We start from the raw sequence: 12,797 nt of genomic DNA on the forward strand, positions 1-12,797 counted from the left end.
GCGAGACCGGCGGAAGGCTCAGTCCGCGTCCGTGTCCGCTGTTTCGCTGGGCGTCGGCGGCTTCTTCTCGTCGACGGCTTCGCTGTATGAGGCCAGTACCTCGTCCATCACCTCGTCCTCCAGGGTCTCCCTCTGGTAGAGCGTCTTGTCCTCGGCGGGGGTGGTGCCCGGCTCATCCGTCATGACCTTCGCATGTCCGCGACGACGAGGTTGATACCGGCCAAGGCCGCCTCCGATCCGCGGAAGACGCTCCGTAGGGGGCTCCCCACGCCGCCGGACACGGTCCGTGGCGGCGGGGTGGGGTTGGGGGGAAGGCGGGCGAGGGGGTGTATACCGTGTATACGATGGGGTGGGGCTTCTGGCCCATGGGTTTGAACTGATGACGGAAGGCAGGCACGTCAGCATGCTCACCACGGATTCCATTCTCGGATCGGCCACATGGATCGACATCGCGGCGAAGGACACGCTGGCCGCGGCCGGGTTCTACGGGGCGGTGTTCGACTGGACGTTCCACCCGGCGGGGCCTGACGCCGGGAGTTACGGGACCTTGCAGAAGGACGGGAAGATCGTGGCGGCGCTGGGGCCGCTGGTGGACGAGGGGGCGACCCCGGCGTGGACGGTGTACTTCGAGACGCCGGACGTGGAGGCCACCGCGAAGGCGGTCGCGCAGGCCGGCGGGGCGGTGCGGGCCGAGCCGTTCGACGCGCGGGACGCGGCGCGGATGGCGGCGGTCACCGATCCGGGCGGGGCGGAATTCGCGCTCTTCCAGCCGAAGGCCCTGAAGGGGCTGGAGACCACGTCGGTGTACGGGTCGCTGGGGTGGGTCGAGCTCCAGACGGCGGACCCGGCCGCGGCGCTGGAGTTCTACCGCGGGCTGTTCGGCTGGCGGGGGGCGGACACGCAGGTGGGTGACGCGCCGTACACGTTCGTCTCGACCTCGGAGGGCGACCAGGGGAACACGGCCTTCGGCGGCATCACGGCCGCGCAGGAGGGTGTGAGCCCGCGCTGGGTGCCGTACTTCGACGTGGCGGACGCGGACGACATCGTCACCCGCGTCCAGGGCGCGGGCGGGACGGTGCTGGTGCCGACCGTGGACGTGCCGGGCATCGGCCGGATCGCCTGGTTCGCCGACCCCTCGGGCGCGACCTTCGCCGTACTCCAGCCCGCCTGATCCCGGCTGTCCCGCGCCGCCCCGGGGCCGTACGCCCCGGGGCGGCGGTCTGTCCGGGGCGGGTCGGGCGGCGGCAGGGCAGACTGGGGGTATGCCTGAATTGCCGGAGGTCGAGTCCCTGAGCAGGTTCCTGGCCGAGCAGCTGGTCGGCCGTACGGTCGAGCGGGTGTACCCGGTCGCCGTGCACGCGCTCAAGACGTACGACCCGCCGATCGGAGCGCTGGAGGGGCGGACCTTCGACGCCGTGGGGCGGCACGGGAAATTCCTCGACCTCACGGCCGGGGAGCTGCACCTCGTGGTCCACCTGGCGCGGGCCGGGTGGGTGCGGTGGACGGAGAAGATGGCGGACGCGCCGCCGCGCCCCGGCAAGGGACCGCTGGCACTGCGCGTACGGCTCACCCCGGTAGCGGGAAACGGGGCCGGGGACGGGGCCGGAAGCGACACCGAAACCGGCACCGGAAGCGGGGCCGGAACGACCGGCGGCGAGGGAACCGGCTTCGACGTCACCGAGGCCGGCACCCAGAAGGGCCTCGCGGTCTACGTCGTACGGGACCCGCTGGACGTCCCGGGCGTCGCACGCCTCGGCCCCGACCCCTTCGCCGCCGACTTCACCCTCGCGGCCTTCACCGAACTGCTGGCGGGCAAGCGCAGCCAGATCAAGGGCGTGCTGCGCGACCAGAGCGTGATCGCCGGGATCGGGAACGCGTACTCCGACGAGATCCTGCACGCGGCGCGCATGTCGCCGTACAAGCTGGCCGCCACGCTCACCGAGGACGAGGTGGCCACGCTCTACGACGCGGTCGGTACGACGCTGGCCGACGCCGTCGAGCGGTCGCGCGGGCTGCCGCTGCGCGATCTGAAGTCGGAGAAGAAGAGCGGGCTGCGGGTGCACGGGCGCAAGGGCGAGCCGTGTCCGGTGTGCGGGGACACGATCCGCGAGGTGTCCTTCAGCAACTCGGCGATGCAGTACTGCCCGACGTGCCAGACGGGCGGCAAGCCGCTGGCGGACCGGCGGATGTCCCGGCTGCTCAAGTAGGCGCACACGTGAGCTCGCGCGACCACTCCACCAGTCGCTCAAGCAGCCGCTCAGGCAATCGCTCAGGCAGGCGCTCAAACAGGCGCTCAGGCGCTTGCCCGCGCGGCTGCCCAAGCGGCCGGTCAACTGGCGCCGCACGGGCCCGCGTCGAGGTCTCGCCCGCTCAAGTGCGGTACGCCCCGCTCCGGTTCGGCGGACGCCGGGGTTCCGAGTTGGTTGACCGGTGACGTTAACCGTTGGTAGCGTAATGAGGCAAAAATGTGATCACCTGCTACCGGCCGTGGGCTCCTGCCATGCCAGGTGGATACCAGGGGAGTACCAGGTGTGATCGAACGCGATGGGGAACACTCAGGCCCGTAAGTGCTCCCGCAGTCGCCCTCGTTGGCCCTTTTCGGCCAATCGGGGTGGCGTCGCGTTGTGGAAAGGCGCCCGCTCGGGGGCAGGCCGCCGATGTGGTTCTTACTCGGAAGAGACACGGGCGGATTTATGACTTCGGAAATTCTCCACCATTCGCGTCGCATGCCGTTTCCCGCGCGGCTCCGCGTGGTGTTGTTCATGGAGGACCAGATCCTGCGCCTCGGGGTGCAGGCGATCATGTCGGGTCTCGCGACCGGTGTGGAGACGTACTTCGCGGCGAACGAGTTCGACTTCATCGGCAAGGTGCGCGAACACGCGCCCGATGTGGCGGTGTTGACCGCGACCAACCGGCGGCTGTGGACGGTCGTCGGGGAAGCCGGGAGCACCGGGGCGACCGGAAGGGTCGGGGCCGCCGGGGGTGTCGGGACCGCCGGGGGTGAGAACCCGTCACCACGGCTGCTGTTGGTGATCGAGCAGCATCAGACGGGGGACCTGGCGGGGCTGCCCGCCGACGGTTATCTGATCCGGCAGGACCTGTCGGCGGCCGGAATGGCCCGCGCTCTCGACCAGTTGGCGGCCGGGGAGATGGCGATTCCGGTGGAGCTGGGCCGCAGCCTCATCCAACAGGCGGCGGCAGCGGCCCCGGTGAAGCGGCGCGGGGCGCTGACGTCACGTGAGAACGAGACGCTGGTGCTGCTGGTGCGCGGCCTGAGCAACAAGCAGATCGGCAGGCGTCTGTTGATCTCCGAGCACGGCGCCAAACGGCTGGTGAGCAGCGTCCTGCTGAAGCTCGACGCCACGAACCGGACCAGCGCCGTCGTCAAGGCGATCAGGATGGGGCTGGTCGACGAGGCGACGCTGGCGGACACCGCGAACTGACGGCCGCGCCCGCCCGCGTGAGACGTGAGCCCGTACGGACAGGGGCCGTACGGGCGCGGGCGGCGCTACGGCCACAGGCGGCGCGGGCGCGGGCCGTACGAGCGGAGACGGCACCAGCACTGGCACTGGGACTGGCACCAACCAAACGAGCGCCTGCCCTACGCGCCCACCTCGCCCGGCCGCAGGCCCCAACGGCTCACCTCACGCGCCCGCCGCGAACACCCGCGTAAATTCCGTTGAACATTCGGCGTACGAGGCGGCCAACCCCGCCGTACCGCGCGGGCGCGCGGCTAGTGTCAGCGGCCGTGACCTCCGTTCCCGACATCGACGACGGCGCCGGAACCTCCGCGCGGCCGGCCCCCGGAACCGACCGGGCGCCGGGCCGCGACGCCCGCCCGGAAGCGGTCCCGACACCCCGCGGCCCCGACGATGGCGACCGCGACGGCGACCGCACGTCCACCCCGTACCCCCTCCCCGTCCGCCTCGCCGCGGCCCTCCTCGGCCTCGCCGCCGTCGCCGCCATGTGCTGGAGCGGGCTCAACCACGACGTGCGGTACGTCCTCGGCGGCATGCGGGCGAGCGGGCGCGGCGGGATTCCGGCGTCCGGCACCTTCGTGCACCGGCCGCTCGCGTACCGCTGGCCGCTGTCGTGGCTCGACCACCTCACCGCCGGGCCGGTCGCCGTGCGCGAGGCGTCGATACGGCTGCTGGTGATCGTCGTCGCGGCGGCCGTCGTGTGGTGGCTGCGCCAGGGCCTCGCGCGCCACCTGCCGCGCCGCGAGGCGAACGCGGTGGCGGGAGCCGTGGGGCTCGCGCTGCTCTTCGCGCCCGCCTGGGACTTCCTCCAGCCGGAGTGGGTGGCCGTGCTGTGCGCGGTGGCCGGTCTCGCCGCCGCGCTCGCGCCGCGCCGCACCTGGGTGGCCGTCGGCCTCGGCGGCGTGCTGGTCGCGCTCGCGGTGCTGGTGAAGTACACGACCGCGCCCACGGCGCTGCTGCCGCTGGGCGCGCTCCTCGTCCTGGACCGGAGGCGCGGCTGGCTGACCACGGCAGCCGCCGCCGTCGCCGCCCCCGCGGGCTTCGCGCTGGCGATCCTCGTACAGCCGCGCGAGTGGCGCTGGTTCAACGAACTGTCGGCGCTGAACCCCAACACCCCTTTGCAGAACGGCCTGCACTCCGCCGACGTGCACGCGCTGATCACCACGGTCGGCACCGAGGCGCTGATGAATCCAGTGGTGGCGCTGCTGCCCGCCGCCGTGGTGCTGCTCGCGCGCTGCAGCGCGTCCCGCGCCGCCCGCTGGGCGTGGCCGCTGCTGACGGCGGCCGGGGTCGCGGGCGTGCTGGCCGCGCTGGTGGTGCAGGGGCAGTGGTTCCAGTACCACCTGGCCGCGCTCCCGGTGCTGGCCGCCGCCCTGTGCGGTCTCGCCGTCGCCCGCCGCCCCGACCTGCCGCTGCTCGCCGGGGCCCTGCTGCTCGGCGTCGCCGTCCCCCTGATCGCCGGGCAGTCCTGGAACTGGCGGCACGCGCACGAGACGGCCGCGTACACGCTGGTCTCGGCGGTCGTCGTGGCGACGCTGCTCACGGCCTCGCTGCACGGGCGAGCACGGGTGCAGGTACGGGTACGAGTACGGGCACGGGTACCCGGACAGGTGCCGGTACGCGCCCCCTCCCCCGGCCTCCTCCTCCGCTCCGTCCCGGCCCTCGCCCTGCTCCTCGCGCTGGCGATCCCGGTGTGGCCGACGACGCCGTACTCGTACGACACCCGGCACTCGACCTTCACCTCGCTCGAACGCGCCGACACCCGGCACGAGTTGACCCGGTGGCTGACCGGCGTCCGGCACCGTATCGGCGCGGACACCCCCGTCACGTACCTGGCGTTCGGCGACATCGGCTATCTGCTCGGCAACCCGACGCACTGCCGCTACCCGACGCCCGACTTCCTCCAACGCACGCGCTACGACCGGTCGATCACCAGTCAGGTCAGCTACCGCGAGAATCTGCGCTGCCTGAGCGACCCCGCCTCGCGCTACGCCGTGCTCGACACCTTCTGGTTCCCGCTGGGCCAGGTCGCGCCCGAGGCGGCGGACACGATCCGCGGCCGGTTCGACTGCCACCGGCCCGTCGCCGCCCTGCCCGCCTACCACTTGGTGATCTGCCCGCGCCGCTGACCCGCTGTCGGCGGCCCGGACCGGGGGTTGTCCCCACCGGGCGTTCGGGTGACAGCTCCATCGATCATGGTGCGCGGCGCGGGTTGGATGGACGCAGTCCGCACGGGGCGGGCCCGGGTCGTCCAACGGGGAGCCGTCATGAGGGTGTCGTTGTCGGGGAAGCGCACGATCGTGGCGGCGTGGTCGGTGGCACTGGCCGCGTCCGCGCTGGCGGCGGTGCCCGCGCACGGCTCGGGCGGCCGACACCACTACGGGCAGGGGGACTTGCGCGGCGACCTGGCCGCGGTGCGGGCCGCGGGGGACGGCCAGGTCAATGTCGTGGCGCGGGTCGACACCCCGGACGGGCCGCTGCGGGCGCGGTTCGGCACGGCGGGACGCGGCTCCAAGGAGCCCGTCCCGTGGGAGCCGGAATTTCGCGCGGCGAGCACCACCAAGACCTTCACGGCGGTCGTGGTGCTCCAACTGGCCGCCGAGGGCAAGCTGTCGCTGGACGACACCGTCGAGCACTGGCTGCCCGGCGTGGTGCGCGGCCACGGCAACGACGGCTCGCGGATCACGGTGCGGGACCTGCTGCGGCAGACCAGCGGGCTCTACGACTACGTGGCCGACCCGTCCGTCCAGGACCGGCTCTTCCACCACTTCGACGAGAACCGCTACGACGTGACGCCCGCCCCGCAGCTCGTCGCCCTCGCGATGAGCCACCCGCCGCTGTTCACACCGGGACCGGCGGGTACGGCCCGGCAGTGGGCGTACTCCAACACCAACTACCTGCTGGCCGCGATGATCGCGGAGAAGGCGAACGACAGGGCGGAGCGGACGGCGGGCGGATCGGGCGCCACCTGGCGGGAGTTGGTCGAGCACCGCGTCATCGCGAAGCTGGGACTGCGGCACACGTACATCCCCGGCGACAATCCGTTCCTGGTCGGGCCGCACGAGCGGGTGACCGTGGACGCTCCCGACGGCGGGGTGCTCGACGCGACCGAGCTGAGCTTCCAGCACACGGCGGACTCCGGGGTGGTGAGCACGCCGGGCGACCTCAACGCCTTCTTCCGGGCGCTCGCGACCGGCGAACTGCTGCCCGCCGAGCAGTGGCGGGAGATGCGCGAGACGGTGCCGTACGACGATCTGCCGGTGCCGCCGTCCGGCAGGCAGGGCGGTTACGGGCTCGGGCTGCGCGTGGTCCCGCTGAGCTGCGGCGGCGTCTCCTACCTGCACGAGGGCGACGGTTTCGGCGTGTACACCCGGCCCGCCGTGAGCGCCGACGGCCGCCGCGCGGTGACGGTGTCGGTGACCACCACCACCGCGCTGATCGACCAGGACAAGGTCAATCGCGCGGTGGAGGCGCTCACCGACGACGCGCTGTGCGACCGTCAGGCGCCGTGACCCGCGCCGACGGCATCACGAACGGCGCGGGTCGCACTCCGGTCAGGCGCTGTAGACCTCCAGTTCGGAGAGCTGCCCGGCGGGCCAGCCGGTGTTGGCGGTGAAGTTCAGCCGCACGTAGCGCGCGGTGACCGCCGACGGCAGGTTGATCGTCACGGAGTTCCCCGACGCGGGGTTGAACGTGTAGTTCTGCGCGGGGATCTGGGTGGTCAGCGGGACGCTGGGGCCGGCCTGTACGGAGATGGTCTGGGAGCGGGTGCTCCAGGCGGTGGGCGGCGGCAGCTTGAGCACCAGCCGCTTGACGGTGGTGGTGAGGCCGAGGTCGACCTGGATCCACTGCGGGAAGGCGTTGTTGTTGCTCTCCCAGTACGAGTTGGGGTCGCCGTCGACCACGTTGCCCGAGCCGTAGACCTGGGTGTGGCTGCTCTCCGAAGTGGCCTTGCCCAGGGCGAGGTTGGTGCCCGGCGGCACGGTCGTCGCGTCGGTGGTGACGCTGACCTGGTTGGACGCGGGGGACACGTTGCCCGCCGCGTCGACGGCCTGGACGGTGAAGGTGTAGGCGGTGGACGGGCTGAGCCCGGTGACGGTGGCGGTCGTGGCGTTGCCCGCCGCGCTGCCCGCCTGGGTGCTGGTGGAGCCGGTGACCCGCATGATCCGGTAGCCGGTGACGCCGACGTTGTCGGTCGAGGCGGTCCAGGCCAGCGCGGCGGTGGTGTCGGTGTGCCCGGTGACGTGCAGCGTGCCGGGCGCGGTCGGCGGTACGGTGTCGCCGCCGCCGGAGACCAGCGGCTGGGTGGGGCGGACCGCGGTGAGGGCGATCTGGCCCTTGAGCATCTTGCCGCCGTCGCCGGTCAGCCGCAGGTAGTAGTCCGAGGAGCAGGCCGTACCGTCCTCGTCCAGCGCCAGGAAGCCGGAGTTGGTGGGCGTCCACGCCTGGGACTCGGCGGTCTTGGCGATCTGGTTGCCCTCGTTGTACTCGTCGAACATCGAGATGTAGATGCCCTGCACCCCGGCCCGGCAGACGTTGTAGAACTGCCGCCACATGAAGTCGCCGTGCGCGCGCTGCCGTCCGGAGACGTCACCGGGCAGGACGCACGGCTGGTAGTCGATGCCGTGCGCGGCGCAGTCGGCCTCGTCGCCGACGGTGTAGGTGTTGTAGGCGTTGTCGGAGTCGCCCGCGTTGCCGATCGCGCCGACCATCCACGGCGAGATCATGTTGAACGCGTGGTAGACGTCCGAGTAGCCGGTACGGGTGCCCGCGCCGCCGGTGCGCCACTCGCGCGGCACCCCGCCGATGACGTAACAGCCCTGTCCCTTGAACCAGTTGATGACGTCGATGCAGGCGTCGGTGCTGAACGGGTGGTTGTTGTCGTTGAAGCCGAAGCCCCAGATGCAGACGACCGGCTTGCCGTTCTGCGTCGCGTACGCCGAGGAGGCCGTGTGGGCCTTCATCTTGTTGGTCCAGTCCGTCTTGATCTCGGACTGCATGTTCGTCCAGCCGGTGACGTCGTACATGATGTAGAACTTCCGGCTGTGCGACTCCGCGGCGCTGCGCACCTTGGTGGCCATCGCGTCGCGCGTCGGGCCTTCGCCGCCGGTGGGGTTGAAGCGCTGGAGCGCGGCGGTGTCGATGCCGTACTGCTGCATCCACTGGAAGTGCGTGTCGACGGTCTGCTGGTCGTAGGACGAGAAGAGCGTCGCGGGCTGGCCGTTGCCGAGGGCGGCGTATCCCGTCTGGTAGGTGTGGGTGTACTCGCGCATGTCCGGCCAGCTACTGATGCCGGTGTTGGACGGTGACGGGGTCTGGCCCCAGTTCTGCGTCCAGTGCCACCAGCCGTTGATCGGGGCGCCGTCGCCGATGCAGGCGAACCAGCCCTGATAGCCGACCGTGACCTTCCCGACCACGTCTCCCGGCCCGCTGGCCGCTGTCGCGCTGCCCGCGGCGGCGGTCTCCGCGACACCTAGGGTTCCTGCCGCAGTGGCCGCTATGGCGGCTTGCAGGAAGACCCGGCGTGTGACACCCATCTGGACTCCTCCGATCGGCTGTCAACTCCCGCCGCCCGCGCGGCCGTCGGGCACTCGGGTGAGTGCTCGGGCGAGTGCTCTGCGGCAGGGGCCGGAAGTCTGGTGCGGGGGATCGTAACGACAGGGTTACGTGAGCGCAATAGATCGTGCAGCAGGCGAAATAATTGACAGAGATGACGCAAGAACCGTTCTGTCGTGGTTTTCGGTGGTGCCGTGCGGGATGGGCGCAAAGGTTCACAAGATTGGAACCGGGATCTCAGCGGAATCCAAGAAACGATTCATACGGTCCTCCGCATGGATGACGAACAGACGTCCGGCGGAGCTGGGGGTGACGCCGGGAGCGGGGCCGGAGACGTGGCCGGAGACCTGGCCACGGACACAGCCTGGGACGATGCCGGGAACGAGACGGGGAGCGGGGCCGCCGCGCACTGGTGGACCCGGCGGCCCCTCGTGGTGTCCACCACGACACTCGCGGTGATCGCGGTGCTGACGCTGGCCACCGTCATCCAGTCGCCGTCCGCGCGGGCCGGGGCGGACGGAAAGGCGACCAGCGGCGCGACGGACAAGGCGTCCCCCTCCCCCGCCCCCACCACCGCGAAGCCCTTCACCCCGGCGCAGGCGCCCTCGACCGCCACGCCCTCGACCACCACTCCGCCGACCACCGCGCCGCCCTCCCCCTCGGCCGCTCCCCCGCAGAAGACGACGGCCACCGCCGCGCGGGACACCCAGGCCGAACTGCGCGCGGCGATCAAGGCCCTTTCCGACACCGGCTCCGGGCACTTCTCGGTCGCCGTGACCGAACTGGGCGGGGACAGCGACGACAGCGGCAGCACGGTCGCCACGTACGACAGCGGCGACACGACGGCGTACGACACCGCGAGCATCGTCAAGGTCGACATCCTGGCGGCGCTGCTGCTCAGGCATCAGCGCGCGGGCACCCAACTGACCTCCGAACAGCGCGACTTGGCCACCGACATGATCGAGCAGAGCGACAACGACGCGGCGCTCGCGCTGTGGGAGGCCATCGGCGGCGGCCCGGGGCTGGCGTCCGCCAACGCCTCGCTCGGCCTGAGCCACACCACCCCCGGCAGCGGCGAATTGTGGGGCCTGACCCAGACCACCGCCGCCGACCAGATCACCCTGCTGCGCGCGGTCTACGGCGACGGCGACGACTCCCCGCTCAGCGCCGCCTCGCGTGACTACATCTCGGACCTGATGCACGCGGTCACCGCCGACCAGCGGTGGGGCGTGTCGGCCGCCGACTCCGACGGCGGCGACTACGCGCTGAAGAACGGCTGGCTGCCGCGGAGCGCCACCGGCCTGTGGGACGTCAACAGCATCGGGAAGGTCGAGCACGACGGCCATACGCTGCTGGTCGCGGTGCTCTCCGGCGGCCATGTGTCGGAGCAGGACGGGATCGCGCTGGTGGAACGGGTCGCGGAGGCGGCGGCGAAGGCCGTGACGTAAGGAGAAGGCCCGTCCCGTAGGAAGCCAGGAAGCCGCCCAGGGGTGCCCGGGACTCCGGCGCTCAGCCCGCCGACCAGGCGATGACCGGCGGTACGACGCGGGCGCACAGCGGGTGCCCCTCGGGGCCGGTGAGGCCGAGGCGCCCGGTGAGCCGCCCGGACCGTACGGCGGCGGCGAGCACGTCCGGCTCGACGGCTTCGAGCAGCAGCTTGGCGCGGCGGAACACCGCGAAGGACCCGTCCGCGCCGACCCCGCCCCAGGACAGATAGACGAAGCGCCCGCCCGGCCCGCCCTGCACGTACGGGCCGGTCAGCTCGGCGCCGTCCGCGACCGTCCGCGCGACGCACTCCAGCGTCCATACGGCGCGGTCCGCGTCGCCGGGGGTCGGGTCGAGCAACTCCCCCGGTTTCGCGCGCCGTTGAACGGCGACGTGGATGTCCGTGTATCCGGGGAAGCCGGGGGCGGCGGCGCAGGCGCGACCGGGAAGGCCGGTGCCTTCGATGCGGAGCGTGACGGGCGTGGAGGTGCCGGGCGTCGCTGGGGCCATGCGGCCATTCTGGCATTCCGCACATCCGGCCGGACGGGTTTGTCAGTTTGGATTGACGCGACATCGCGCGTCAGCCTAGCCTGACACCCATGGATACCAACAGTGTCTCCGCGGCCGTGAACTCGGACGACCCCGCGGTCGGCCTGCGGGCCGTCGGCGCGCTGCACCGGCTCGCCGAACAGGTCGAGGCCGCGCATGTGGCGCTGGCCCGCCGGAAGGGCTGGTCGTGGGAGCAGATCGGCGACGCCCTCGGGGTGTCGCGTCAGTCGGTGCACGCGAAGTACGGAAAGTGAGGCCCCCGATGCCGGAGAACACCGCTCACGCCCGGTTCAAGCTCGTCATGGAACAGGCGGGCGAGGAGGCCGCCCGGCGCGGCGACCGCCGGATCGGCACCGATCACCTGCTGCTCGCGCTGCTCCGCGACGAGTCCGCCCAGCCCGCCCGCGCCCTCGGCGTCACCCTCGCCGAGGGGCACGCGGCCCTCGAAGCCCTCGACCGGGCCGCCCTCGGCTCGCTCGGCATCCACCTCGACATCCCCCTCGCCCCGCCGCCGGTCCGCGGCCGGCGGCGTATCACCCTCAATTCGGCCGCCCGCGCGACCGTCGTCGCCGCCAAGCGCGAGGCCGAGCGCGAGCGGCGCGGACGCCGTATCGAGCCCCGCCATCTGCTGCTCGCGCTCCTGCCCGCCCCGCACCCCGACCCCGCCGCGACGCTGCTCAGCGCGCTGGACCTCGACCCGGCCACCGTCCGCGAACGCCTGGCGGGCTGCTGAGCCCACCGCCCCCGGGCGGTCCTACGCCTCCGCCGGAGCCAGATCGTGCGGCTCGATGCCCAGGACCCGGTGGAGTTCGCGCTCGCCGAGCGCCGTGACCTTCACCGCGCGGCCGGTGCCGATACGGGTGGCCCAGGCGCGGGTGAGGACGAGGCGGCAGAGTTCCGCGCCCGCGGTGCCGCCCAGGTGGGGGCGCCGCTCGGTCCAGTCGAGGCAGGGACGGGCCAGCGGGCGGCGGGACGAGGGCGGCCCGGACAGATCCGCGCCGAGGCCGGTGAACCAGGCCACGCCGTCGTCGGTGAGGGCGAAGCCGGTGTCCTGCCGGAGCAGGCCGTTGCCGGTCAGCGCGTCGGTGAGGGCCACGCCCAGCCGGCCGGCGAGGTGGTCGTAGCACGTACGGCCGCGCGCCATCGCCCGGCCCGCGCTGTGCGCCCGCAGCCCGGCGCCCGTGGTCCGGGGTACGGCGACGGCCACCCGTTCCGCCATGTCCTCGACGAATCGAGCCGCTTCGGGGCCGGCCAGGCGTACGTAACGGTGCCGCCCCTGGTGTTCGCGGGCCAGCAGTCCGCCGTCGACCAGGCGGGTCAGGTGCTCGCTCATGGTGGACGGCGCGACCCCGCAGTGCCGGGCCAGCTCCCCGCCGGTCCAGGCCCGCTTGTCCAGCAGCGCCAGGCAGACCGCGGCCCTGGTCTCGTCGGCCAGGAGCGCGGCGAGGGCCGCGAGCCGGGGGACGGCGGGGTCGGCGAGCGCGGGCGTACGGGGGTCGCCGGTCCTCGGCGCCCCCGGGGTCCTGGTGCGGATGGCCATGTCCCCATCCTCACCCCGCGACGTTTCGGCGGCCACCGAAAGGCCGGGGGCGGGAGGGCGCGGGGTCCGAGGCGGTACGAGGACGGGCGTCGGTGCGGGGACGGGGGTGGATACGGGGTTGGGCGTCGGTGCGGGGTTGGGCGTCGCTACGGGAACGGGCGTCCGTGCGGGGACGGGCGTCGGTGCGG

The 12,797-nt window shown here is 72.5% G+C and carries 12 protein-coding genes; 8 read left to right on the top strand and 4 right to left on the bottom strand.

The window, feature by feature from the left end:
• Positions 1 to 18 precede the first annotated feature (18 nt).
• On the bottom strand, positions 19 to 183 hold the full coding sequence (locus tag ACIP4Z_RS00705; protein ID WP_391043825.1) for a hypothetical protein: 165 nt from the start codon (positions 181 to 183) through the stop codon (positions 19 to 21).
• A gap of 196 nt (positions 184 to 379) precedes the next feature.
• Between ACIP4Z_RS00705 and ACIP4Z_RS00710 the strand changes: the two genes are divergently transcribed.
• The 5 genes from ACIP4Z_RS00710 to ACIP4Z_RS00730 all read left to right on the top strand — a co-directional run bounded on the left by ACIP4Z_RS00710 (position 380) and on the right by ACIP4Z_RS00730 (position 6,991).
• Positions 380 to 1,171 carry a VOC family protein gene (locus ACIP4Z_RS00710; protein ID WP_391159955.1) on the top strand — a complete coding sequence of 264 codons (792 nt, stop codon included), beginning with the start codon at positions 380 to 382 and terminating at the stop codon, positions 1,169 to 1,171.
• Between the two features lie 91 nt (positions 1,172 to 1,262).
• Positions 1,263 to 2,207, top strand: a complete 945-nt coding sequence (locus ACIP4Z_RS00715; RefSeq protein ID WP_401303900.1) for an Fpg/Nei family DNA glycosylase — start codon at positions 1,263 to 1,265, stop codon at positions 2,205 to 2,207.
• A 555-nt stretch (positions 2,208 to 2,762) separates the two neighbouring features.
• Complete coding sequence (locus tag ACIP4Z_RS00720) at positions 2,763 to 3,443, top strand: response regulator transcription factor (RefSeq protein WP_401303902.1); 681 nt, start codon at positions 2,763 to 2,765, stop codon at positions 3,441 to 3,443.
• Between the two features lie 305 nt (positions 3,444 to 3,748).
• A complete protein-coding gene (locus ACIP4Z_RS00725) occupies positions 3,749 to 5,608 on the top strand; it encodes a hypothetical protein (RefSeq protein WP_401303905.1) in 1,860 nt (619 codons plus the stop codon).
• 138 nt (positions 5,609 to 5,746) lie between these two features.
• Positions 5,747 to 6,991, top strand: a complete 1,245-nt coding sequence (locus ACIP4Z_RS00730) for a serine hydrolase domain-containing protein (protein WP_401303908.1) — start codon at positions 5,747 to 5,749, stop codon at positions 6,989 to 6,991.
• Positions 6,992 to 7,033: 42 nt separating this feature from the next.
• On the opposite strand, the gene ACIP4Z_RS00735 is transcribed toward ACIP4Z_RS00730, so the two are convergent.
• Positions 7,034 to 9,016, bottom strand: coding sequence for a discoidin domain-containing protein (locus tag ACIP4Z_RS00735; RefSeq protein WP_355334376.1), 1,983 nt, complete (start codon positions 9,014 to 9,016; stop codon positions 7,034 to 7,036).
• A gap of 294 nt (positions 9,017 to 9,310) precedes the next feature.
• Here ACIP4Z_RS00735 and ACIP4Z_RS00740 point away from each other — a divergent pair, with 294 nt between their 5' ends.
• The gene (locus ACIP4Z_RS00740) at positions 9,311 to 10,483 is read left to right on the top strand and encodes a serine hydrolase (protein ID WP_401303912.1); all 1,173 of its coding nucleotides are present in this window, start codon (positions 9,311 to 9,313) and stop codon (positions 10,481 to 10,483) included.
• 61 nt (positions 10,484 to 10,544) lie between these two features.
• On the opposite strand, the gene ACIP4Z_RS00745 is transcribed toward ACIP4Z_RS00740, so the two are convergent.
• Entirely contained in the window at positions 10,545 to 11,030 is a 486-nt protein-coding gene (locus ACIP4Z_RS00745; RefSeq protein WP_401303915.1) for a DUF5990 family protein, read from the bottom strand.
• Between the two features lie 89 nt (positions 11,031 to 11,119).
• On the opposite strand from ACIP4Z_RS00745, the gene ACIP4Z_RS00750 reads away from it, so the two are divergent.
• Both ACIP4Z_RS00750 and ACIP4Z_RS00755 read left to right on the top strand, forming a co-directional pair.
• Positions 11,120 to 11,323, top strand: coding sequence for a helix-turn-helix domain-containing protein (locus tag ACIP4Z_RS00750; protein WP_355334380.1), 204 nt, complete (start codon positions 11,120 to 11,122; stop codon positions 11,321 to 11,323).
• 8 nt (positions 11,324 to 11,331) lie between these two features.
• Positions 11,332 to 11,802, top strand: coding sequence for a Clp protease N-terminal domain-containing protein (locus ACIP4Z_RS00755; protein WP_355334382.1), 471 nt, complete (start codon positions 11,332 to 11,334; stop codon positions 11,800 to 11,802).
• A gap of 21 nt (positions 11,803 to 11,823) precedes the next feature.
• Here the strand turns inward: ACIP4Z_RS00755 and ACIP4Z_RS00760 are convergent, their stop codons facing one another.
• Positions 11,824 to 12,609: an ArsR/SmtB family transcription factor gene (locus tag ACIP4Z_RS00760; RefSeq protein WP_401303920.1), complete on the bottom strand. Its 786-nt coding sequence runs from the start codon at positions 12,607 to 12,609 to the stop codon at positions 11,824 to 11,826.
• Positions 12,610 to 12,797 lie beyond the last annotated feature (188 nt).

The organism is Streptomyces sp. NPDC088910 (assembly GCF_044749865.1).
Lineage (GTDB): Bacteria > Actinomycetota > Actinomycetes > Streptomycetales > Streptomycetaceae > Actinacidiphila.

Coding starts and splice junctions, on each gene's coding strand:
- ACIP4Z_RS00705 (WP_391043825.1), bottom strand. CDS start 183: ATGACGGATGAGCCGGGCACCACCCCCGCCGAGGACAAGACGCTCTAC.
- ACIP4Z_RS00735 (WP_355334376.1), bottom strand. CDS start 9,016: ATGGGTGTCACACGCCGGGTCTTCCTGCAAGCCGCCATAGCGGCCACT.
- ACIP4Z_RS00710 (WP_391159955.1), top strand. CDS start 380: ATGACGGAAGGCAGGCACGTCAGCATGCTCACCACGGATTCCATTCTC.
- ACIP4Z_RS00740 (WP_401303912.1), top strand. CDS start 9,311: ATGGATGACGAACAGACGTCCGGCGGAGCTGGGGGTGACGCCGGGAGC.
- ACIP4Z_RS00755 (WP_355334382.1), top strand. CDS start 11,332: ATGCCGGAGAACACCGCTCACGCCCGGTTCAAGCTCGTCATGGAACAG.
- ACIP4Z_RS00715 (WP_401303900.1), top strand. CDS start 1,263: ATGCCTGAATTGCCGGAGGTCGAGTCCCTGAGCAGGTTCCTGGCCGAG.
- ACIP4Z_RS00730 (WP_401303908.1), top strand. CDS start 5,747: ATGAGGGTGTCGTTGTCGGGGAAGCGCACGATCGTGGCGGCGTGGTCG.
- ACIP4Z_RS00745 (WP_401303915.1), bottom strand. CDS start 11,030: ATGGCCCCAGCGACGCCCGGCACCTCCACGCCCGTCACGCTCCGCATC.
- ACIP4Z_RS00760 (WP_401303920.1), bottom strand. CDS start 12,609: ATGGCCATCCGCACCAGGACCCCGGGGGCGCCGAGGACCGGCGACCCC.
- ACIP4Z_RS00750 (WP_355334380.1), top strand. CDS start 11,120: ATGGATACCAACAGTGTCTCCGCGGCCGTGAACTCGGACGACCCCGCG.
- ACIP4Z_RS00720 (WP_401303902.1), top strand. CDS start 2,763: ATGGAGGACCAGATCCTGCGCCTCGGGGTGCAGGCGATCATGTCGGGT.